The 22,109-nt window shown below is 48.7% G+C and carries 19 protein-coding genes; 3 read left to right on the top strand and 16 right to left on the bottom strand.

Annotated elements, in window-relative coordinates:
- Positions 1 to 2 precede the first annotated feature (2 nt).
- A complete protein-coding gene (locus XMA127_RS02170; protein ID WP_173482871.1) occupies positions 3 to 257 on the bottom strand; it encodes a DUF4212 domain-containing protein in 255 nt (84 codons plus the stop codon).
- Between the two features lie 278 nt (positions 258 to 535).
- Between XMA127_RS02170 and XMA127_RS02165 the strand changes: the two genes are divergently transcribed.
- Positions 536 to 4,456 carry a NahK/ErcS family hybrid sensor histidine kinase/response regulator gene (locus XMA127_RS02165; protein WP_173483858.1) on the top strand — a complete coding sequence of 1,307 codons (3,921 nt, stop codon included), beginning with the start codon at positions 536 to 538 and terminating at the stop codon, positions 4,454 to 4,456.
- A gap of 97 nt (positions 4,457 to 4,553) precedes the next feature.
- Here the strand turns inward: XMA127_RS02165 and XMA127_RS02160 are convergent, their stop codons facing one another.
- The 6 genes from XMA127_RS02160 to XMA127_RS02135 form a co-directional block, all read right to left on the bottom strand.
- Positions 4,554 to 6,182 (bottom strand): NAD+ synthase, encoded by a 1,629-nt coding sequence (locus XMA127_RS02160; RefSeq protein ID WP_173483857.1) that lies wholly within the window; start codon positions 6,180 to 6,182, stop codon positions 4,554 to 4,556.
- A 257-nt stretch (positions 6,183 to 6,439) separates the two neighbouring features.
- The gene (locus XMA127_RS02155) at positions 6,440 to 6,943 is read right to left on the bottom strand and encodes a prepilin-type N-terminal cleavage/methylation domain-containing protein (protein ID WP_217361978.1); all 504 of its coding nucleotides are present in this window, start codon (positions 6,941 to 6,943) and stop codon (positions 6,440 to 6,442) included.
- A 19-nt stretch (positions 6,944 to 6,962) separates the two neighbouring features.
- The gene (locus tag XMA127_RS02150; protein ID WP_173483856.1) at positions 6,963 to 9,023 is read right to left on the bottom strand and encodes a prepilin-type N-terminal cleavage/methylation domain-containing protein; all 2,061 of its coding nucleotides are present in this window, start codon (positions 9,021 to 9,023) and stop codon (positions 6,963 to 6,965) included.
- A complete protein-coding gene (locus XMA127_RS02145; protein ID WP_173483855.1) occupies positions 9,020 to 10,225 on the bottom strand; it encodes a PilX N-terminal domain-containing pilus assembly protein in 1,206 nt (401 codons plus the stop codon). Before XMA127_RS02145 ends, XMA127_RS02150 begins: the two co-directional genes overlap by 4 nt.
- Positions 10,215 to 10,835, bottom strand: coding sequence for a prepilin-type N-terminal cleavage/methylation domain-containing protein (locus XMA127_RS02140; RefSeq protein WP_173483854.1), 621 nt, complete (start codon positions 10,833 to 10,835; stop codon positions 10,215 to 10,217). Before XMA127_RS02140 ends, XMA127_RS02145 begins: the two co-directional genes overlap by 11 nt.
- Before the next feature lie 4 nt (positions 10,836 to 10,839).
- Complete coding sequence (locus XMA127_RS02135; RefSeq protein ID WP_173483853.1) at positions 10,840 to 11,313, bottom strand: GspH/FimT family pseudopilin; 474 nt, start codon at positions 11,311 to 11,313, stop codon at positions 10,840 to 10,842.
- A gap of 25 nt (positions 11,314 to 11,338) precedes the next feature.
- Between XMA127_RS02135 and XMA127_RS02130 the strand changes: the two genes are divergently transcribed.
- Positions 11,339 to 11,797: a type IV pilin protein gene (locus XMA127_RS02130; RefSeq protein ID WP_173498874.1), complete on the top strand. Its 459-nt coding sequence runs from the start codon at positions 11,339 to 11,341 to the stop codon at positions 11,795 to 11,797.
- Here XMA127_RS02130 and XMA127_RS02125 read toward each other — a convergent pair whose 3' ends face one another.
- The 5 genes from XMA127_RS02125 to murJ form a co-directional block, all read right to left on the bottom strand.
- The gene (locus XMA127_RS02125) at positions 11,798 to 12,226 is read right to left on the bottom strand and encodes a peptidylprolyl isomerase (protein WP_173483851.1); all 429 of its coding nucleotides are present in this window, start codon (positions 12,224 to 12,226) and stop codon (positions 11,798 to 11,800) included.
- Between the two features lie 3 nt (positions 12,227 to 12,229).
- Positions 12,230 to 12,727, bottom strand: coding sequence for a signal peptidase II (lspA, locus tag XMA127_RS02120; RefSeq protein WP_173498873.1), 498 nt, complete (start codon positions 12,725 to 12,727; stop codon positions 12,230 to 12,232).
- Complete coding sequence (gene ileS, locus XMA127_RS02115) at positions 12,705 to 15,515, bottom strand: isoleucine--tRNA ligase (protein ID WP_173498872.1); 2,811 nt, start codon at positions 15,513 to 15,515, stop codon at positions 12,705 to 12,707. Before ileS ends, lspA begins: the two co-directional genes overlap by 23 nt.
- A gap of 15 nt (positions 15,516 to 15,530) precedes the next feature.
- Positions 15,531 to 16,463, bottom strand: a complete 933-nt coding sequence (gene ribF, locus XMA127_RS02110) for a bifunctional riboflavin kinase/FAD synthetase (protein WP_173483849.1) — start codon at positions 16,461 to 16,463, stop codon at positions 15,531 to 15,533.
- A gap of 101 nt (positions 16,464 to 16,564) precedes the next feature.
- Positions 16,565 to 18,058 carry a murein biosynthesis integral membrane protein MurJ gene (gene murJ / locus XMA127_RS02105; protein WP_217362004.1) on the bottom strand — a complete coding sequence of 498 codons (1,494 nt, stop codon included), beginning with the start codon at positions 18,056 to 18,058 and terminating at the stop codon, positions 16,565 to 16,567.
- Between the two features lie 243 nt (positions 18,059 to 18,301).
- Between murJ and rpsT the strand changes: the two genes are divergently transcribed.
- A complete protein-coding gene (gene rpsT / locus XMA127_RS02100) occupies positions 18,302 to 18,568 on the top strand; it encodes a 30S ribosomal protein S20 (protein WP_173480367.1) in 267 nt (88 codons plus the stop codon).
- 242 nt (positions 18,569 to 18,810) lie between these two features.
- Here rpsT and proB read toward each other — a convergent pair whose 3' ends face one another.
- From proB to rplU, 4 genes are all read right to left on the bottom strand, one after another.
- Positions 18,811 to 19,935, bottom strand: a complete 1,125-nt coding sequence (gene proB / locus XMA127_RS02095) for a glutamate 5-kinase (protein WP_173483848.1) — start codon at positions 19,933 to 19,935, stop codon at positions 18,811 to 18,813.
- Position 19,936: 1 nt separating this feature from the next.
- Positions 19,937 to 21,136 carry an Obg family GTPase CgtA gene (gene cgtA / locus XMA127_RS02090; RefSeq protein ID WP_173480365.1) on the bottom strand — a complete coding sequence of 400 codons (1,200 nt, stop codon included), beginning with the start codon at positions 21,134 to 21,136 and terminating at the stop codon, positions 19,937 to 19,939.
- Between the two features lie 227 nt (positions 21,137 to 21,363).
- Positions 21,364 to 21,621: a 50S ribosomal protein L27 gene (rpmA, locus tag XMA127_RS02085; RefSeq protein WP_173482883.1), complete on the bottom strand. Its 258-nt coding sequence runs from the start codon at positions 21,619 to 21,621 to the stop codon at positions 21,364 to 21,366.
- 24 nt (positions 21,622 to 21,645) lie between these two features.
- Complete coding sequence (rplU, locus tag XMA127_RS02080; RefSeq protein WP_173480363.1) at positions 21,646 to 21,957, bottom strand: 50S ribosomal protein L21; 312 nt, start codon at positions 21,955 to 21,957, stop codon at positions 21,646 to 21,648.
- Positions 21,958 to 22,109 lie beyond the last annotated feature (152 nt).

The following is a 22,109-nucleotide window of genomic DNA, read 5'->3' as shown; positions in this document are numbered from 1 at the left end:
CCTTACTCGTGAACGTCATATTTTTCGTCAAGTTTGTTCATGCTAGACACGTAAGCCCAGATCAACGCGACGAATACAAAGATTGAACCCTGTTGAGCAAACCAGAATCCTAGCGGGAAACCGAAGAATTGGATTTGATCAAGAGCATCGACGAATAGCACACCGCATCCAAACGATACGACGAACCAGATCGCCATGTAGGTGATAATAATGCGAAGGTTCTCACCCCAGTATGCCTGCGCATTTTCTTTGGTCATTGACATAACCTATCCCTTTACAAGTTGTTGTTATAAACAAAAAGGCTGTGATTACCACAGTTGTAGACATCATACCTAAGCCATCTCCCTAAAAGGAGAGCAACTTTAGTCGCACAGACTTAAGTAAGTGGCTGATTTTAATGATTTTTCAAACTTTTAGATATACCTTTATAACCAAAATTACATCAAAAACACTGTTTTTAAGCATTAAACTGAAACTTTTGGTCGAAACGGCACAAATCGTTAGAATGCAGGCAACTGTTGTTAGGAATCACACCATGCTATCAGGTCTATCCGTCACCCTCATCGCTTTAGGCTACCTTGGCCTACTCTTTGCGATCGCTTACTTGGGCGATCGAAGTCGTGCCGGGAAGAGCTGGGCGGGCAACCCGATCATCTATTCTCTCTCCTTAGCGGTTTACTGTTCATCTTGGACCTTCTATGGTGCCGTCGGACGAGCTCATACCACTGGTTGGGAGTTTTTGGCGACCTATATAGGGCCGGTCATTGTCTTCATTTTGGGCTGGCAGGTCATCGAAAAGATCAGTCGTGTCAGTAAACAGCAGAACATTACTACTATCTCCGACTTTATCTCGTCACGTTACGGCAAAAGTCAAACCATCGCCGTTCTGGTTACAGTCATAGCGGTGTTGGGAACCATTCCCTACATCGCACTTCAGCTAAAAGCGGTTGCAGTGAGTTACAACGCGATTGCGCCTGCTGCGACCGAGGCACTGAGCAAAGGTAGTGATACCGCCCTTGTAGTAGCACTAACAATGGCCCTATTCGCGATTCTGTTTGGTACTCGCCATATCGATGCCACTGAGCACCATCAGGGTTTGGTATTAGCCGTTGCGTTTGAGTCGGTCATCAAATTGACCGCCTTCCTTGCGGTCGGTTTCTTTGTCACCTTTGAATTCTATGGTGGTGTAGAGCAGACCGTTGCCAGCGTTCAATCGCAACTGCACTCGATAAACTTTTCAGGTTCACTGTTTGCGGGGAGTTTCTTAACTGAAATTCTGTTGGCCTGTGGGGCGATCATCTGTCTACCACGCCAGTTCCACGTGACCATTGTCGAGAACATCAAACACAACAACCTTAGAATCGCCCGCTGGCTCTTCCCCACTTACCTATTCCTGCTAGCGCTATTTGTTCTGCCCATCGCGTCGGCCGGTGCTATCTCACTGCCAACCTTCGCGCTTAACCCGGACTCTTGGGTACTGACCTTACCGTTAAGCCAGGGCTATCCTGGACTGGCAACCTTTGCCTTTATCGGTGGCCTATCAGCGGCGACCAGTATGGTTATCGTGGCCTCTATTACTCTGGCTACCATGGTCTGTAACGACATAGTCATTCCTATTCTGCTGCGCATTCCGAGTCTTCGCATTGCAGAGAGCAAAGATCTTGGCCGACTACTGTTAAGTGTGCGCCGTATCACCATCTTCATGCTTCTGTTGATGGGCTACTTCTACTACCGAATTTTGGGGGACCAGGGTTCCCTCGCCTCCTTTGGTCTACTCGCCTTTGTCGCAGCGATTCAATTCTTACCCAGTATCATCGGTGCGTTGTACTGGAAAGAGGGCAACCGAAGCGGTGCCATTGCTGGCTTAGTAAGCGGCTTTGCACTCTGGTGCTATACGCTAGTCTACCCTGTATTCGAAGTCGCCAATTTAGTTCCTGATACACTGATACGTGACGGTGTCATTCCAACTTGGTTACAACCAACCTCCCTATTTGGAATTCAAGGAATTAACCCACTGACTCATGGTGTCATCTGGTCTCTGGGCATTAACATTCTGGCCTACTACCTAGTATCCAACCTAACGCGCGCCCGCTTGGTGGATCGTATTCAGGCCAGTGCATATGTCGATAGCCGACGCGATGAAACAACAGAGCCAGGCCGTCAGACGACACCCGTCACCATCAGCGACCTGCAGATGCTTGCTGAGCGTTTCTTGGGCATTCGCCGCACACAAGAGGCGATGAACGAGTATTGGAGCAGTCGCGATGAAGAGCCATTGCCAGCGGGTGTCAAAGCGGATAACGAACTGATCCAATATATAGAACGCCTACTGGCTGGTGTTATCGGTGCGTCATCAGCCCGCATCGTCATGGACTCGACACTGCGCGGTAAAGATATGCAGATTGGCGATGTCGTTGCGATTGTTGATGAGGCATCACAGGCACTGCGTTTCAACAAATCGCTGCTACAGTCGACCATTGAGAACGTCTCTTTGGGCATCAGCGTAGTCGATCAGAAGTATCGTCTGGTTGCATGGAACCAAAAGTTCATCGACATGTTCGACTACCCAGAAGAGCTAATTAGCGTCGGCCGCCCCATCGAGGAGATTATCCGTTTCAACGCGGTTCATGGTGAGTATGGATTCTCTGGAAACTCCATCGATGAACAGGTTGAACAGCGCATGCAGCTGCTGCGTTCTGGCAAACCGCACGGGTTTGAACGTTATCGCCCGAACGGCCAAGTGTTAGAGGTACGCGGTAACCCGATGCCCGATGGCGGTTACGTCAACACCTACATGAATATTACCGAGCACAAGCGTGTCGAAGATGCACTGCGTGAGAGTGAGCAGAACATCCGTGTCTATACCGACAACGTGCCGGTCATGATCAGCTATCTTGATCCGGAACAGAACTACCTATTCGTCAACAAAGCGTTTGCTGATGGCGTTGGCATTAACCGACATACCATTGCCGGCACACCTAGTCATACCATCATGCCTAAAGATCAGTATGAGTTGCGCCAGCCCTTCGTGAGACGTGTATTGCAGGGTGAACGTGTCAAATTTGAAGCTCGCTTACCGACCCAAGACGATTCACTGCGCTTTGCTGAGTTAACGATGATTCCGCACATTGGTGAGTACGGGGACATCTTGGGTTACTTCACACTTTACCAAGATATCACAGAGCGCCGTAATGCCGAGATCGCTCTGCAAGAGACCAATGAAAACCTTGAGAAACGTGTCGAAGAGCGTACTCAAGCCGTATCCCTAATTAACAAAGAGCTGCGTAAAGAGAACACCGTCCGTGCGCTAATGGAAGATGAGCTACGCCAGGCCAAATCGGATGCTGAAGCGGCCAACTTAGGTAAAACACGATTCTTGGCTGCGGCCAGCCACGACCTGCTGCAACCACTGAATGCGGCGCGCCTCTTCACATCGGCGCTGGCTCAACAGAGTCACCAGAACGAGACCGCACAGTTGGTTGATAACTTGGATGGTGCTCTGCGATCAGCGGAAGAGCTCATTACCGCCATTCTGGATATCTCCAAGCTGGATGCCGGTGCGCTAGAGCCCAACATGACTCACTTCTCTGTCCAAAACGTCTTCTCGAATCTGGATACTGAATTCACCGCGATGGCGGAGAAGAAGGGACTGAAATTCAAGAGTATCGACTGCAAAGCGGTGGTGCATTCAGACCAAACGCTACTTCGTCGTATTCTGCAGAACTTCATCTCAAATGCGATCCGCTACACCAACTCGGGCCGAGTACTGCTGGGTGTTCGCCACCACAGCAAGTTTATCCGCATTGAAGTATGGGATACCGGTGTCGGCATTGCTGAAGATAAGATCTCTGAAGTCTTTGAAGAGTTTCGTCGCATCGACAACCCACGCCACTCAGAGGTACAGGGTCTCGGATTAGGCTTGGCGATTACAGAACGTATCGCCAAGATGCTGAAGCATAAGCTGAATGTTCGATCCTGGCCGACCAAAGGCACGGTCTTCAGTGTTGATGTTCCGTTGGGCGACCCTGCACTTGCTGTGAAGCAGAAACCACAACAGCGTGGCTGGATCCGCTCGAAAGGCCTAAACGGCGTCAACGTATTGGTGATCGATAACGAACCGAAGATCCTAGAGGGGATGACCGCACTACTGACCGGCTGGAGCTGTGAAGTACGAACCGCCCTCTCCATTCAAGCGGCTGTTGAAACCTGCAGTGAGGGCTCATTCAAACCGGACATCATGCTGGTCGATTACCACCTTGGCGAGACCGATACCGGCATCATGGCACTGAATGAGTTAGCTGTATTGGGACTCGGCGACGTGCCAGCGATCATCATCACCGCCGACCGTACCGACGAGGTTAAAGCAGAGATAACAGAACACGGCGCGATACTGCTGAACAAACCGGTCAAACCAGCCGCCCTTCGCCAGCTGATCAGCAAAAACGTCTCGAAGTAGCTGTTGGAGCGGTCTTAAACTTGTTGTTGGAGCGGTCTTAAAAAGGCCGCGATTTTTTGACGGCTGTGTCTGGCCTTCAGCCTGACACCACTTTCTTTTAAACCCCAGCCTTCCACCCAGACGTTATCGGATAACGTCGATCACGGCCAAAGCCACGATTGGTAATACGCGTTCCGATCGGCGCTTGGCGACGTTTATACTCGTTTATATCGATCAGACGAATCACGCGCAGTACATCGGCTTCGTTGTAGCCTTCGGCAATGATCATCTCAGCGCTGTAATCATGCTCAACGTACATCTCGATGATCGCATCCAACTGATCGTAGTCAGGCAAGCTGTCTTGGTCTGTCTGATCTGGACGAAGTTCAGCCGAGGGTGGACGAGTGATGACACGCTCTGGGATGACCGGGCTGATCGTATTGCGGTAACGCGATAGCTCATAGACCAGAGTTTTCGGAATATCTTTAAGAACACAGAAACCACCCGCCATGTCACCGTACAAGGTTGAATAACCGACGGCCGTTTCCGATTTATTGCTGGTCGTAAGAACGAGGTAGCCTTTCTTATTAGAGATCGCCATTAACAAGACACCCCGACAGCGTGCTTGCAGGTTCTCTTCCGTTGCATCGACCTCTGTACCAGCAAATTCGCCCGCCAACTCCTGCATGAACGCTTCATACATCGGCTCAATCGAGATCACTGAGTGGCGAATGCCTAAAGCCTCTGCTTCCAGTGCCGCATCCTCGACACTAATTGAAGAGGTATACTTAAACGGCATCATGACACACTCAACGCGATCTGGACCTAAAGCATCCACAGCAACTGCAGCCGTTAACGCCGAATCGATACCGCCAGAGAGGCCAAACACCACGCCCTTAAAGCCGTTCTTGTTAACGTAATCGCGTACACCCATTACCAACGTTTGGTAGACCATGCTGTATCGATCAGCTTCGGGCGTTGAAGGCTGTAGCGGCTCAACAGCACCCGACTCAAGATCGATAGAGACCTTATAGACACCCTCTTCATGATGAGGCGCCATGTAGGCTAGCTGACCTTTGGAATCAACGACCTGCGAACCACCATCAAAGACCAACTCATCCTGCGCACCCACTTGGTTTACATAGACAATCGGTGCATTGGAAGTAGTTGCACGGTCTTGTAATACCTCAGTACGCTCATTGGTTTTACCCATGTGATAGGGCGATGCATTTGGTACAAGAATCGCTTTAACACCAGCCTCGGCCTGACGTTGAGTCGGCTCTTTCTCCCAAATATCGGCACAGATTTGCAACCCTAAAGTGTGACCCTTGTACTCAAACACACCGTCATTAGTGTGCGGTTCAAAGTAGCGATCTTCATCAAATACACGGTAGTTTGGCAGATGCTGTTTGGCATACTCGATCAACACCTCACCATCCTCAATGATGGCCGCCATGTTGCGTAACTCGCCCTCTTTTTCAGCTGGATAGCCCACCAAAAGAGCGATGCCACGGACCTCAGTTTTCAAGCGATTAAGAGCTTCATCAACCCGACGTTTAAGACTTGGACGCAGCAGCAGATCTTCGGGCGGATAACCGGTAATCGACAACTCAGAAAAGACGATAATATCCGTATCACCTTGAGACGCTGCATCCATAGCAGCATCGATCATCTTTTGTGTATTACCCGGAATATCACCGACAAGGAAATTGATTTGAGCGAGCGCGACGACAAGTTGTTGAGACATAAAGCGATCTGAAATCTTCAAATTAAATAGATTGCCAAAGTATACGCACATCCCCCGTAGGAGGGAATTTGAGCAAAGCGAAAAAGCCCGAAAATTCATTCATGACGACTGGCTTCAGCCTATCACCACCCCAATAAAAAGCACCCTGTTGGAGCTTTCTCAAAGAGGAAGCGATCAGGTGACTGGTTTTAACCTGTCATCCGCACCATGGAAAAACACACCCTGTAGGAGGCCACCCAAAGGGACGCCGACCGCTTTTAATCATCCGCAGATGTTTGGCAGAAACTTGGCAAATACTCACTAGGAATCAACGACTCATCCGAATCATCCGAATCATCACTGATACAGCGCCAAGTCGTCGGAAAATCAGGATTCTCTGCCCGCAGCACAAACCGCCGCCCTTCCAGCTGATCAATATTGGCAATCGATACCCGAATCTCACCGGCAGAATGACTCCACCAGGCATTTTTCACATAAGCAGAGTTATCGCCAAAGTATTCATTACTGATACCTAACTCACTTAGAGCTTTGGTCCAATGTAATTTAGAAAGCCCTGAAGTACCGCCATTCGCAATCGCATAATCAACCAGCGCCAGCTTAATGGGTTCAGTCGCTGCCAAAGCATCCATCAACTTGGCACGCACCGTGAATTGAGTGTACGCAGGCAGCGCAATGGAAGAGAGAATAGCGATGATCACGACCGCGATCATCAGTTCGATGAGGGTGTAGCCACCCATCCTTGGGTTTATCTTCTGTTGCATTTTCTCCTCCTTGAGAAAATTATTCTGGTGCTACAACTTTAAAGTTTAGAGTTGCCCCACCTACTGCAGGATAAGGTATAGAAATTGACGAGGCAGCATTAGATGCTACTGATACCGACCCATCACCAGTGAAGAAACCAAATTCTCTGCCTCCACTTAAATCAGAAACATCAATGCTAGAAATTGAAGCTGATGATGAATTAGGTACCGTACAAGTATAGTTGAAATTAGCATGCCCACTTTCAGAGGCTATTGAACAAGTATACGCACCTGCAACAACATTTATATCGCCAGAAGTTTCTATGGTATTTGTATTTTTACATGCTGCCAGCTCCGGATCAGCATTCGCATTTTGATAATAGATATATACGCAATCAACTAGACCTGAAATCACAATAGAGTCATCCGAAGATACAACTTCTACGTTTATTGAGTCCCAGACTTGATTATCCGATGAGCCATCAAAGTTCTGATCAGTCCAAGCAGACAGATCATCACTTGTCACGCGGTGCCCAACAAGACCTGTATTACTTATAGCTGAAGAAGCGGACAGCAATGCAGTACCCGGAGCAACTGCATCGACAAGACCTCGACGATAAGTCCCGTAATAGTCAGCATCAGGATCAACGATGGTTACAACGGGCTGGTTATAGACAGAGATCACGCTTTCAGATGAATCCTCTGTCCATTCAGACAATAGCGTAGTATTAACTTCATATAGGGGCAACAACCCCATCCAAGTAACTGTATCCGTTGGGACTTCTTTAAGATTCCAAATTGTTTGAACAGCTGAAGAGCTTAATGGATCAAGCATGAGTGCTCGAGATAGTACCTGAACCTTTTGACCGACGGTTATAGATCCTAATGCGGCAGAAGTAAGATCACGCCCAGTAGGTTTAGTGATACTAGTGACTGCACTCGAAGGAACTTTCAAATCTTCACTGTGTGTATAAGCGAAGTTAACTGCAGCCTCAGCTACGCTTGCCACGTAAGTTGTATAACTTTCCAAACCAGAAGATGTCGACAAGTAGGATGACGGCATAACGGTTAGATCTATCATTCGCCAATCCTGCATCAAGCGATACACACCATCGACTCGCTTGAAGCGGCAGTTTTCTAAATAATCATCTCCAACATCAGCCGAAATAGCGCTACCTCTTGGAAAATGGTCATGATCACCGTCTATGCCACTGAATGCAGAACTAGGCCAATACCAACGATACTTCGGTTCAGCACTGGCTTCATCGTGATGATCTCGACAACATCTGTCACACAAATAAGACTGATCGGACCCTACAACTGAACCTGTGGCTTTGGAAACAAACTCATTTGAATAACTGACCTTGAGGGAGTTTGTATCTGGATCCAAGTAAGTCTGGGCTGCTTTCAAGCCAGAACCAATACCTCCTAAGGTACAAGAACAGTTAATAGTAACAAAATCTTCTTTGATCTCCGTATTGTTGCTGGGATCATAAGTTATACTCTCAAACTGAACTTCAGTACTAGTCCCTTTCTGTGAAATTTCTGGCAATGGCTTACTGGTTTCTTTAACTAAGTTGTTACCTAGATCAATTGCAATCACATCTGGGGCCTGCCCAGGATTATGCTGAATATCAGCCTGAGTGCCATTCAGACCATCATCGTTATCATTTAAGCCGGACTCACCTGGATCTATCAATGCAATAACAGTGGAAAGGTTCACATTGCCACCGTAAGGCAAAACAACACTGACACTAACAACTTTTTTATCAGCCTCTAACGAGTTATCTGCTACGGAATTGGAGCCATTAAAAGCGTTTACATAAATGGAGTAATCAAATGTTTGTAAATCGTTACCGATCTCAAGTGAAGCTGAAGCAGTACCATCTGCAATATTGAAAAAAGCATCCTTAGAAGAGAAACTCCGAACTCGTTCTAATTCAGATTCAGCAATAGAATATGCAATTGACCTTAGTTCTGAATCAGTTGCAGACTTAAGAACTTTCCCTTGAAACTGAACAACGCCAACAAGACCGACACCGATCACCACTAGTGCGATCAAAACCTCAATAAGAGTAAAACCCCGACTCTTGGAAATCATTCAAAGTCCCTCCATGTGCCGACTTGTTTTACCAGCCCTTTGGACTCTAAAGCGGTTGTTGTAAGAGAGGTGAGTATTTCAGGGGCGTAGGCAATAGTTGCTGAGCCGGTAACCTTGATAAGGTTACCATTTGTGGCCAACCCCCCGTTAATTACAGCCCCGCCGCCAACATTGATATCATTCCTTGGAGATGTGTCCTTATCAAAATCATCTTGATAAATGTCCGTAAACCCGAAAAGAATACCTCCGAACTCAATGTTACCGTTGAGCGTCACATCCCCCTCTACAACAAGAATTATCGGCTCATCAACAGAACCTATTTCGGGCACGTTACAGTCTTCCTCTAGCCATAAAGCAGGTAACCCCCTAGGCCCTGTTGCTTTAGCTGTTTCAAGTGCTGAAGCTAGCTTTGTAGAATCGCTTAAATCATTACAAGTAATCAAACCGGAGTAAGCGTCTCGATATTTTGCGATAGCTTCAGGATAGTCATAATTCCAATCGCCACCTGAGCAGCTGCCTACTTCTTCACCAAAAACTGTTTCAAATGGATCAGCAGGACAATCACCTGTCACAAAATCCGCACATGAAGATTCATCCGCTTCACAGAGCAAGCGTCCATCGGGCTGATCATTACACAACCCCGAAATGTATTCGTCGTATTCGCATGATTGCCAGGACGCAATACCGCTTGCACCTGCTGTTGATGACCAGGCAGAAACAGGCACTCCATCACCACCACCGTTGGGGTTTGCGACAATCGTAAAACTACCGCCTGTTGGAACATCCCCGACTGAAAGAACAGGAACCGTTGTTCCATAATCCATTGTTTCGCTTAGTGATACTGTCTGGTGAAGTGTAGCCTGCCCTAGACCATCCTCAGAGTAACCTCTTGAAGTGATTACTCCCGAGCTATTTAAATCGTAAGAGTATGAGCCCGACGAAACTACACCAGATTGGTTTGTAATAGATGCAGATGCGTCACTAAGGTGATGAAGAGATGCTTCATCTAATCCAGCCTGAGCTGCATAAAATGCTTCTTTTGCTCGATTTAGATTTGAGGAAACTTTCAACTCGGTCGTTGTGAGGTTCGAAATGGTCAAAGCGCCGATTGTTAGCAACACAAGCATAACCACAGTAACAAGCAGCGTGGCTGCACCTTGCTGGTGATATTTAGATGAATAGAGTCTTCGCTTAATATTCATTCCGAACTCTAACTGTTTCTATTAACTGTCTAAAAATTTTGGAATCTTGCGCACTACTCGCTGACATAGTTACGGTGATGACTTTAGGTAGTGTAGATGCCCAGCCAGAACTTGCCGCATTTGATGTAAAGGAAAGAGCTGAAAATGCTGATATATCCGTTGAAGAGAGATTCTTCCAATCACTAAAATTCGAACAATCAATTGAAGCTGTCGATGTTGACGCAGCAGAAAGCTCAGATAATTGCACTGCATTTGAGGCAGTTTTGTATGCAAATAGCTCGACATCAGAATCTGCATCAGCATTGTATGCAACCACTAAACAGCTCTCGCCATCGAATATTGAAACTGGTACACCACCTGACACTATAGAAGAGTATGCAACAGAAACTCCTTCAGACACCTTACCATACCCAGCGCGCCGGATATCACTAACCATCATATCCATGATCAAACGCATCTCTTGATTCAAACGAACTGTATTAGCAGTTTGAGTCGAAATTTTGAGCGTGGACAGATATAAATTCAGGGCAATACCTGAAACGATCAAACCAATGACCATACCGATCATCAGCTCGATTAAGGTTAAACCTCTCTGGGCGTGTTTAGACACTGATCTAGCAACCATCGATAGTCACCATTCCTAACATCGAAACACTCAACGAACATTCATCCGATAGGCTATTTTCAAAGGTAAAATCACTGCTACCAACTGGCACGCCACGAACTTTATCGAAGTAGAAATAACTACTAGCTGCCGGACTCACCATCTCAATATTTGAATAGTTTGTGTAAGTGACATGCCTGTCAGTAATAGTCGATGCGCAATTGAGTGCAGCAGAGCTGGTTTGCACCGCTGAGCACCAACCATCACCTACTGTATAGACGACGTACATATTCGTATCGGTTTTCAAAGTTTCTGTGCGAGCAAATTGAATCAGATTATTCATATCAGACACTGCCCTAGAAAGACGCTCCCGTTCGATCCACTCAGAGTAGCTAGGCACAGCAATAGAAGCGAAGATCGCCAACACAACTACTGTGACAATTAATTCAATAAGCGTAAAACCGCGTTGATGTGAGTTTTTCAAAGCCGTTATCTAACCAAGATTTCAAATGTCTGCTAATGTAAAGATAGTTCAAATTTACCTATTCGTCAGATGTTTCGATATGAAAAAAGAAAATTGCGGCTTTACTTTGATTGAGCTCATGATTGCGGTTGCGATAATCGGGGTTTTAGCTTCAATCGCTTACCCTGCCTATTTAGATTACGTTCTAGACGCTAGAAGGGCCGATGCTCAAGCAAATATGCTAGAGATACAACTAAGCCAGGAACGCTATAGAGGGTACAACACCTCTTATGGAACGTTAGCCTCGTTGGCAGACGAAAGCCTAGATGTAGTTACGTCGGATACCTACTACACTTATACAACTTACCCTTCTGGATCAGGGTATATTGTCAGTGCAGCAGTTAAAGCAGGAACATCACAAGAAGATGACTCAGATTGCTTAGAACTATACTTTGACGAAAACAATACACATCCGTCAACACAGGATATGTGCTGGCAAAACTAGTTACTGAATATTCAGAACCTGAACTTCGAAAAGAATCGTTTTTCCTGCAAGAGGGTGATTGAAATCAACTTCCACGCGCTCGTCATCGAACTCAACGATGACACCGGGTAGTTCACCACCGGGCTCTTGGAATGAGATGACCAAGCCTGGCTCTAGCTCCATATCTTTGAAGTCTGAGCGTTTCATGGTTTGGATGTTGCTTGGATTGTGCTGACCAAAGCCGCGCTCTGGATCGATGGTTAGATCGAGATGATCGCCCACTTTTAGCCCAGACAAAGCGGCTTCAAAGCCTTCGGGGATATTACCATCGCCCACTTCGAATTCGACAGGAGCAACTTCGAAGTTCGAGTCCACGATCTGTCCATCGGTGAGTTTGATCGCGAAGTGCATGGTCACTTTACGGCCCTGTTCAATGGTAAGTTCGCTCATCTATTAGCTCCGGTCTTTTGATAAAAATAGTGCATCAACAATCAATGCGATGGCGCCGAGGGTGATACCCACATCGGCGATATTAAAGGCTGGGAAATACCAACCTGCGTAGTGAAAGGACAAAAAATCCACTACATAACCGTGAACAATACGGTCAAAAAGATTGCCCAGAGCACCGCCTAAAATAGAGGCATAACCAAAGGCTTGAATCTTTTGCTGTGGCTCAGTTTGACGCAGCCAATGAACGATCAACCCACTTACGACAACCGCAATGGCCACAAACAGCCAACGCTGCCACCCCGCTTCACTGGCTAAAAAGCTAAAGGCTGCGCCAGTATTGTGCAGCAGCCTCAGATCGAAGATGGGAAGAATAGCGATCGGCAGGTTGTAGCTCAGCATACTGGATGCCAACGACTTACTACCAAGATCAAGCACTACAATGGCTAGACTGAGCCATAGCCACTGCAGTGCTGAAGGGTTACGCGTAGTGACGCTGCTCACCTTCGCCCTCTACGTTATCGACACAACGTGTACACAGCTCTGGGTGATCGGCGTTTTGACCGACATCTTCACGGTGGTGCCAACAACGAGCACACTTCGCCTCTTCCGATGCTTTAACTGCGACTTTAAGACCTTCAACGGCAGTTTCACGAGCGTCTCCGCCATTCACTAGCGGCTCAATGCTGGCAGTCGATGTGATCAATACGAAGCGAAGTTCATCACCTAGGCGATTCAAATCGGCTGTGATCTGCTCATCGGCATAGAGTGTTACTTCAGCGGCAAGAGAGGCTTTAACGAGCTTCTCGTTACGCGCCTCTTCCAGACACTTGTTCACCGCCTGTTTAACCTGAAGCACACGCTCCCAGTACTCACGACCAAAGGCATCGTCTGCCGTCATTTCAAACAGACCTTCATACCAAGTCGTTAGCATGGCACTTTCAGGGTTGTCACCTGGTAGCACTTCGATGATCTCATCCGCGGTAAAGCTAAGGATCGGTGCAATCCAGCGAACCAGTGCCTGTGCAATGTGGTACAGAGCTGTCTGACAAGAACGACGCGCCAAGCTGTCAGGCTTAGTGGTGTACTGGCGATCTTTAATGATGTCTAGGTAGAAGCCACCCAGCTCTTGTGCACAGAAGTTGTGAACTTGTTGGTATACATCCAAGAAGCGGTAACTGTTGTAGGCATCGATCACACGCCGCTGCAGACGGTAAGCCGAATCGACTGCCCAACGATCCAGCGCCAGCATCTCTTCTGGTTTTACGCTGTGCGCTTCTGGGTCAAAGCCGTTGAGGTTCGCCAGTAGGAAGCGCGATGTGTTACGGATACGACGGTAGCTGTCCGCAGTACGCTGAAGAATCTGATCCGATACGGCCATGTCGCCAGAGTAGTCTGTTGAGGCCACCCATAGACGCAGAATATCCGCACCCAGCTTGTCATTCACCTGCTGCGGTGCAATGACGTTACCCAGTGACTTAGACATCTTGTAGCCTTTCTCATCGACAGTGAAGCCGTGAGTCAGAACCTGCTTGTACGGTGCACAACCGTTAATCGCAATCGATGTTTTCAGTGACGACTGGAACCAACCACGGTGCTGATCCGACCCTTCTAGGTACATATCCGCCGGGAAGGTCAGGCTCTCTTTGGTACGTAAAACTGAGTGGTGCGTGACACCCGAATCGAACCAAACGTCCATGGTATCGGTCACTTTATCGTAATCCGCTGCTTCTTCACCCAACAGCTCTGCTGGATCTAGATCAAACCATGCGTCGATACCGGTCTCTTCGATACGCTGCGCAACCTGCTCGATCAACTCAGTCGTGCGTGGGTGAAGTTCACCTGTCTGCTTGTGAGTGAATAGCGTAATCGGCGTACCCCAAGTACGTTGACGTGATACACACCAATCTGGGCTCTGACCAACCATCGCTTCGATACGTGTCTGACCCCAATCTGGGAACCACTGTACGCCCTTGATCGCATTCATTGCGTCCGCTTTCAGGTTCTCTTTCTCCATAGAGATGAACCACTGTGGCGTTGCACGGTAGATCAGTGGTGTTTTGGTGCGCCAGCAGTGTGGGTAGCTGTGTTGGAAACGTTTTAGGTGCACCAACTTACCTTCACGCTCTAGCGCTTCCGTCACCGGTGCATCCGCTTTGTAGACATGGATGCCAGCAAACTCACCTGCCGCGTCAGTGTAGACACCATCCGCTTGAACAAGGTTTAGGGTTTTAAGGTTGTAGCGGTTACCGACAACGAAGTCGTCCATACCGTGATCAGGCGCCGTGTGAACCGCACCGGTACCTGCATCGGTAGTGACGTGATCACCCAAAATCACAGGCACCTCACGATCAAACACAGGGTGTTCAAGTTGAAGCAGCTCCAGCGCCGCACCGTTTACACGGCCTAATACTTCAAACTTATCTACGCCCCAGCGCTCCATGATCGACTCAACCATCGACTCGGCTAGAACCTGGTAATCGACACCGCTCTCAAGGTGCACTTCAACCAGGGCATACTCCAACTCACCGTTAACCGATACCGCTTGGTTAGCAGGAATTGTCCAAGGTGTGGTTGTCCAGATGACGAGCGAGACGTTCTGTTTGTCAGTACCGAACAGTGCATTCACTTTGGCTTGATCAACAAAGGTGAAACGCACATCAATCGCAGTAGATGTTTTGTCTTGGTACTCAACCTCAGTCTCAGCCAAAGCTGATTTACCGACAACACTCCAGTAGACCGGTTTGTAACCTTTCACTAGGTGGCCTCGTTCTGCAATTTTGCCCAGTGCACGAACGGTATTCGCTTCGGTTTTGAAGTTCATCGTTAGGTAAGGGTCATCCCAATCACCCTGAATACCTAGACGAATAAAGTCCTCTTTCTGACCGGCGATCTGCTCAGTCGCATAGGAGCGACATTTAGCACGGAAATCCGCGTAAGAAACTTTCTCGCCCGCTTTACCGATCAGTGTCTCAACCTTGTGCTCGATTGGTAGACCGTGACAGTCCCAACCCGGCGTGTAAGGCGAGTCAAAACCACTTAGGGTTTTGGATTTGATGATCATATCTTTGATGATCTTATTCACCGCGTGACCAATGTGAATGCTGCCGTTAGCGTAAGGAGGGCCATCGTGCAGAATAAATTTTGGTCGACCTGCGCTCACTTCACGAATTCGTGCGTAAAGATCCATCTCTTTCCATTTAGCAAGACGCTTAGGTTCAGCAGATGGCAGGTTACCGCGCATTGGGAACGCAGTTTCCGGCAGGTTTAGAGTCGGTTTGTAATCGGTCATCAATCCAGTCCCAGTTTAGGTATTTGCGGCAGCGAACCAAGCGCGCGCTGCAGCGATATCTTTTGCGATCTGTTCTCGCAAAGCATCCAATCCATCAAAGCGTTGCTCCGCACGCATTGGATGTAAAAATTCAACACTGAGCAGCTCACCATAGAGCTGCCCCGTAAAATCTAGCAGGTGCACTTCCAATACAGGACGAACACCATTAAGTGTCGGCCGACTGCCAACATTGCAAATCGCGTTGTAGGCCTTACCCGCCAAGTGCGCCCTTACCGTGTAGACACCCCGCATAGGGCAGGCATACTTGTGCATGCGTACATTGGCTGTCGGAAAGCCGAGCTCACGACCCACTTTTTGCCCATGTTGCACACGGCCGGTGACACGATAGCGACGCCCTAACAATCGAGCAGCCAAGGATAAGTTGTTAGCGGCAAGCGTTTCACGAACGCGTGAACTGCTGACGCGCTCATCCTCTAAAATCAGTGTCGGTGTGTCAGCGACGGTAAAACCGTGTGATTCACCTGCAGCCTTAAGCAGTGCGTAATCGCCACGGCGATCACAACCAAAACGAAAATCGTCACCCACCACAAAATGCTTTACATCCAAGCCCTTCAGCAGCAGCTCATCAATAAACGCCTCAGCTGACAGTGAACGTAAACGCTCGTTGAAGCTAAGACAAAGCACGCGATCAACCCCTTCAGCTTCTAACAGGCGAAGCTTCTCGCCGAAACGCGTTAGACGAGGTGGCGCAGACTCTGGCGAAAAAAACTCACGTGGTTGCGGTTCAAACACAATCACAACAGAGGGCAACCCCAGTTGTTGCGCTTTTTCTCGCACACCTGACAGTATCATCTGATGGCCTAAGTGAACGCCGTCAAAGTTACCGATCGTCGCAACGCAGCCGCGATGATGATCGCGTAAATTGTGAAGCCCTCGAATCAGTTCCATTGCGTTATCAGTTTCACCCAAGCATCAGACAAATAATAAACGCGCGATTATAGCGCATGCAGGCCCCTCTAATTAAGACCTAAAACACTATGTTTATGACTTTAGCCACGCAAATGACGAATTCGCACACCGGAAAGGATCAAAGAGGCACAGTAAACCAGAACTGCGCCGGCCACGAGCAGGAACATCCACTCGACTCTCTGCCACAAACCGGCCGATAACCAGTCGGAAGCAACTGGTGCGAACAGCAGAATAACCACCGCCATCAATGCGTTGGCAAATAACAACTGCATAGACCACCTTAACCAGCCAGTTTGCCACTTGAAGACACCCTGTTTAATTAAGCCATGCAAAAGCCAACCCGCATTCATAAAGGCGGACAGCGCGGTTGCTAGCGCAAGACCCGCATGCGCCAGAGGGAAGATAAGAATCAGGTTAAATACCATATTCGCCACCATCGCTTTAACAGCGATTTTGACGGGGGTTTTGGTATCTTGGCGAGAGAAGTAGCCCGGCGCCAGCACCTTGATGAGCATAAATGCGAGCAAACCTAAGCCATAAGCACGAAGACTCATAGCCGCCATGCTGACATCGCGATCGGTCATCTCACCATAGTGGAACAGCGTCGTTAGCAGAGGCTCCGCCAACAGAATCAGCGCCACAGCCGAAGGAATGCCGATCAATAGCACCATTCGCACTGCCCAATCCAACATTTTGGCGAACTCTTCCCCTGACTTTTCAGCGTGTTTACGAGAAAGGCTTGGCAGAATCACCGTCGCAATCGCGATACCAAATACCCCCAAGGGCAGCTCTGCCAGACGATCTGAGTAGTAGAGCCAAGAGACACTGCCCGTCTGCAAGAACGAGGCAAGCACGGTATCCAATAGCAGGTTAATCTGTGCAACCGATACACCAAATAGAGCCGGCAGCATCAGTTTCAGGATGCGCCGCACCCCTTCATCCTTCCAACCGGCTTGCGGCACGGGCAATAGACGCAGGCGCGCTAAAAACGGCAACTGGAACAGCAGTTGGACGGTACCGGCCATCAACACACCCCAAGCCAGCGCCATAATGGGCGGATCAAACAGGGGGCTTAAGTAGACCGCTGAACCGATCAGACAGAGATTCAGCAATACCGGGGTGAAGGCAGGCACCGCAAATCGCTCATAGGAGTTCAGAATGGCACCACAAAATGCGGTTAGGGATATCAGCATCAGATAGGGAAAGGTAATGCGCAGCATGTCAGCCGCAAGACCAAAGCTCTCGGAGCCTGACATATAAAACCCAGGCGCAAACAGCATCGCCAATAGTGGCGAACCCAGACTGCCCACCAGCGTGACCAGCAACAACACCGAACCCAAGCTGCCGGCGGTACGATTGACGAGAAATTGAACCGCTTTTAAATCACGTTGCGATCGATACTCAGAGAGCACCGGCACGAAAGCCTGAGCAAAAGCCCCTTCAGCAAAAAGACGTCGTAAAAAGTTGGGGATTTTGAATGCGACAAAAAAAGCGTCGGATGCACCGCTGGCGCCAAAGTAACCCGCGACCACCACATCACGAATTAATCCCAGCACTCGCGAGATCATGGTCATGATGCCAACTACAGCACTTGAGCGCAGCAGACCGCCGCCAGATGTCGCTTTTTGACTCAACTTTTAACCTCAAAGTGCCGAATTAATCCGTCGATTATCGCCTACCTAAGAAGAAGGTCAACTAAAAGTGCATTTCTTCTGTGTTTAATGCTTGACAGACGGCAACGATATCGGAATAATTTCGCATCCAATTTTGAGAGACACTTGTCTCGTTTGTTTAACTCAAATTTAAGGAGCTCAGCTGTGGCAAATTCCGCAGGATCTCGTAAACGTGCTCGCCAGGCGGAAAAGCGTCGTCAACATAACGCTAGCCTGCGCTCCATGGTACGTACTTACATCAAGAAAGTACTAAAAGAAGTTGCTGGTGGTGACCAAGCTGCTGCTAACGAAGCATTCAAAGTTGCTCAGCCTATCCTAGATAGCTCAGTAAACAAAGGAATCTTCAAGAAGAGCGCTGTTGCACGCACTAAGAGCCGCCTAAACGCACGCATCAAAGCGATGGCTGCATAAGCGACTGCTTAAAAGCTTTTCCAAAAACCCGCTAATTAGCGGGTTTTTTGTTGCCTGCAATCTGGAAGATGCTGACAGAGTCCATACCGGTGACTGGCTTTAGCCTGTCATCCGCTGGTAGACCTTACTGCCAATCTGGAAAACACCGATAAAGCAGATGACAGGCTGAAGCCAGTCACTGGTGCTCTTAGATAAACTCTAATAAATACCAATCGCGGCCTTTTCAAGACCGCTCCAACGATTTAGGCCAACGCCATATTATCGCGATGGACTAGCTCTGGATCAGTGATGTGACCGATAAGGGATTCGATCTCTTGGCTGGCGTGACCTTTGATACGGTCCGCCTCATCGAAGGCGTAGTTAACCAAGCCGCGTGCGATAACCTCACCGTCAGTATCGACCAGCTCGACCATCTCACCCCGTGAGAAATCACCCTCTACTTTGACAACACCCGCAGGCAGCAGTGATTTGCCACCCGTTTTAAGCGCTTTCACCGCGCCAGCATCCAAGACTAGACGACCACGCGCCTGAAGATGCCCTGCGATCCAGTGTTTACGCGCAGCTTGGCGACCGTGATCAGGTACTAACAACGTACCAATCTCTTCACCCGAGAAGATTCTTAACAACGCACTCTCTTCACGACCGCTAGCAATAACCGTTACAGCACCTGAACGAGCCGCAAGTCGAGCGGCACGTACTTTAGTTGCCATACCACCGCGACCCAACTTACCGCCTCCGCCTGCAATCTGAAGGAAGTGATCATCTTCAGCTCGACCTTCGGCGATTAATTCAGCATTAGGGTTAGAGCGAGGATCTGCGGTGAACAGACCTTTCTGATCCGTCAGCAGAATCAGCGCATCGGCTTCAATGGCATTAGCCACCAACGCACCGAGCGTATCGTTATCACCAAACTGAATCTCACTGGTCACAACCGTGTCATTCTCATTAACGATGGCTACGACGCCCAGATCGATTAGAGAGCGCAACGTTGAACGTGCGTTTAGATAACGCTTACGGTTAGAGAGGTCATCATGCGTCAGAAGAACCTGCGCGGTATGAAGGTTGTGTTGCTGAAAAATAGATTCATACGCTTGAACCAAACCCATCTGACCGACAGCGGCGGCGGCTTGCAGCTTATACATCTCGCTTGGGCGTTCTGACCAGCCTAAACGATTCATCCCCTCGGCTACAGCACCTGAAGAGACAAGAACCACCTCAACACCCTGCTGCACCAGTTTAGCGATCTGCTCAACCCAGCCAACAATCGCTTGCTGATCTAGACCTTTACCATCATCCGTCAGCAGCGCACTGCCGATTTTGACGACCCAACGACCCTTTTCTGTTAACCGTTGACGTGATGCAGACATGTTACTTTACGTACTCCACTTCAACATCGTAATCGTCATCATCGAAGTCATCCCAATCATCAGCTTCGCCCGCTTCACGACGCGCACGCATTTCGGCACGCATACGCTCAAGATTTTCACGCGCTTCACGGTCAATCTGCATACGCAGCTCACGCTCTGCATCCACCAATTCTGGATTCTCTGCAAGCGCCTCTTTCTTCTCATCAAGATAGTCTTGCAACTGATGGACCAAAAGATCAGTGCCTTGCTTGTTGATAGCAGAGATACGGAATACCGGACCATCCCATTCCAACGCATCGATCACTGACTGACAACGCTCTTCAAGCTCCTCTTCTGGCACCATGTCGATCTTATTCAGCAACAACCAGCGAGGCTGATCAGCCAAGGTAGGCGAGAACTTATTCAGCTCATTAACTGCAGTGACCGCTGCTTCAGCAGGTGTCACCTCGTCCCAAGGCGCCATATCAACCAGGTGCAACAGTACACGGTTACGCGCCAAGTGTTTTAGGAAGCGAATACCAAGACCGGCACCCTCTGCGGCACCTTCAATGATTCCAGGGATATCGGCAACGACGAAACTGCGGTGCGCTTCGGTGCGAACGACACCCAGGTTAGGTACCAAGGTAGTGAATGGGTAGTTAGCCACTTTAGGCTTAGCAGCTGAGATAGAACGAATCAGCGTCGATTTGCCGGCATTTGGCAGACCAAGAAGGCCGACATCAGCCAGGACACGCAACTCCAGACGAACGTTACGCAACTCACCCTCGGAACCTTTAGTCGTTTGACGAGGCGCACGGTTTACACTGCTTTTAAAACGCGTATTACCCAAGCCGTGCCAACCGCCCTGAGCGATCTTTTCGACCTGACCGACAGCCGTCAGATCCGCCAACACCTCATCGGTATCCACATCCACAATGGTGGTACCGACTGGCACTTTAAGCACCAGATCTTCACCTTTGGAACCGGTACACTGACGACCCTGACCGCCCTCACCGTTTTGTGCTTTGTAGTGACGCGTAAAGCGGTAATCGATTAGCGTATTAAGACCTGAATCGGCTTCGACAAAAATAGAACCACCATCACCACCGTCGCCACCATCTGGGCCACCTTTTGGAATGTACTTCTCGCGACGGAAACTCATACAGCCGTTTCCGCCTTTACCGGCTTGTACGGTAATCAGTGCTTCATCAACAAACTTCATCTCTTTCTCCTAAATGGAGGAAAAATAGGGCCAGATCGTCTGTCAAACCTAACGACATGATCCTATTTTCCCTCAGTGGGCTGATTTTACTCTGGTAAGAATCAACCTTACATGCTTTTTTGAACTTAATAGCTTTTCAAGCCCTGTCTGGCTTCAGCCTGACACGCTGACACGGCCTAAAAAACAAAAAAACCCGCCTAAGCGGGTTTTTTACGTAACAACGAAACTTAGGCAGTTTCGATGCTAACGAATTTACGGTTGTAAGGGCCTTTAACTTCGAACTTAACAACACCGTTTGCTTTCGCAAATAGAGTGTGGTCTTTGCCGATGCCTACGTTTGTACCAGCGTGGAATTTAGTACCGCGCTGACGAACCAGGATGTTACCCGCAAGTACTTCCTGACCACCAAAACGTTTAACGCCTAAGCGTTTCGACTCCGAATCGCGTCCGTTACGCGTTGAGCCGGCTGCCTTCTTATGAGCCATTCTCTAATCTCCTAGATTCGTTGATCAGCCGTTAATGCCAGTGATTTTAACTTCAGTGTACCACTGACGGTGGCCCTGACGCTTCATGTGGTGCTTACGACGACGGAACTTGATGATTTTCACCTTGTCACCGCGACCGTGTGATACCACTTCAGCAGAAACTTTAGCACCTTCAACAACTGGCGCGCCAACTTTAACGTCGTCGCCGTTGCTAACAAGTAGTACGCGATCGAAATCAACGTTTGAACCAGCTTCAACCGCTAGCTTTTCTACTTTAAGGGTCTGACCCTCTTGTACGCGGTACTGTTTACCACCGCTTACGATTACTGCAAACATCTGTGTTCTCCAATATTTTGCTTACCCGGCTACTAATACGAAACCTGCTCTGAAGGGCTGATGTCTTACGACACCCTCGCACAGGGAGCGTTATTTGGACAAGCTAGGGCGCAGAATAATACAGAACCCCCCACTCAAACTCAACCCTTATT

This window comes from Marinobacterium sp. xm-a-127, assembly GCF_013283425.1.
Classification (GTDB): Bacteria; Pseudomonadota; Gammaproteobacteria; order Pseudomonadales; family Balneatricaceae; genus Marinobacterium_E.
The sequence above is the reverse complement of the archived record's forward strand: the minus strand, read 5'-3'. Positions and strand labels throughout refer to the sequence as shown.

What these genes read in the sequence shown, in the direction of transcription:
- XMA127_RS02170 (WP_173482871.1), bottom strand. Translation starts at nt 257, where the DNA reads ATGACCAAAGAAAATGCGCAGGCATACTGGGGTGAGAACCTTCGCATT.
- XMA127_RS02165 (WP_173483858.1), top strand. Translation starts at nt 536, where the DNA reads ATGCTATCAGGTCTATCCGTCACCCTCATCGCTTTAGGCTACCTTGGC.
- XMA127_RS02160 (WP_173483857.1), bottom strand. Translation starts at nt 6,182, where the DNA reads ATGTCTCAACAACTTGTCGTCGCGCTCGCTCAAATCAATTTCCTTGTC.
- XMA127_RS02155 (WP_217361978.1), bottom strand. Translation starts at nt 6,943, where the DNA reads ATGCAACAGAAGATAAACCCAAGGATGGGTGGCTACACCCTCATCGAA.
- XMA127_RS02150 (WP_173483856.1), bottom strand. Translation starts at nt 9,023, where the DNA reads ATGATTTCCAAGAGTCGGGGTTTTACTCTTATTGAGGTTTTGATCGCA.
- XMA127_RS02145 (WP_173483855.1), bottom strand. Translation starts at nt 10,225, where the DNA reads ATGAATATTAAGCGAAGACTCTATTCATCTAAATATCACCAGCAAGGT.
- XMA127_RS02130 (WP_173498874.1), top strand. Translation starts at nt 11,339, where the DNA reads ATGTCTGCTAATGTAAAGATAGTTCAAATTTACCTATTCGTCAGATGT.
- XMA127_RS02125 (WP_173483851.1), bottom strand. Translation starts at nt 12,226, where the DNA reads ATGAGCGAACTTACCATTGAACAGGGCCGTAAAGTGACCATGCACTTC.
- ileS (WP_173498872.1), bottom strand. Translation starts at nt 15,515, where the DNA reads ATGACCGATTACAAACCGACTCTAAACCTGCCGGAAACTGCGTTCCCA.
- ribF (WP_173483849.1), bottom strand. Translation starts at nt 16,463, where the DNA reads ATGGAACTGATTCGAGGGCTTCACAATTTACGCGATCATCATCGCGGC.
- murJ (WP_217362004.1), bottom strand. Translation starts at nt 18,058, where the DNA reads ATGACCATGATCTCGCGAGTGCTGGGATTAATTCGTGATGTGGTGGTC.
- proB (WP_173483848.1), bottom strand. Translation starts at nt 19,935, where the DNA reads ATGTCTGCATCACGTCAACGGTTAACAGAAAAGGGTCGTTGGGTCGTC.
- cgtA (WP_173480365.1), bottom strand. Translation starts at nt 21,136, where the DNA reads ATGAAGTTTGTTGATGAAGCACTGATTACCGTACAAGCCGGTAAAGGC.
- rpmA (WP_173482883.1), bottom strand. Translation starts at nt 21,621, where the DNA reads ATGGCTCATAAGAAGGCAGCCGGCTCAACGCGTAACGGACGCGATTCG.
- rplU (WP_173480363.1), bottom strand. Translation starts at nt 21,957, where the DNA reads ATGTTTGCAGTAATCGTAAGCGGTGGTAAACAGTACCGCGTACAAGAG.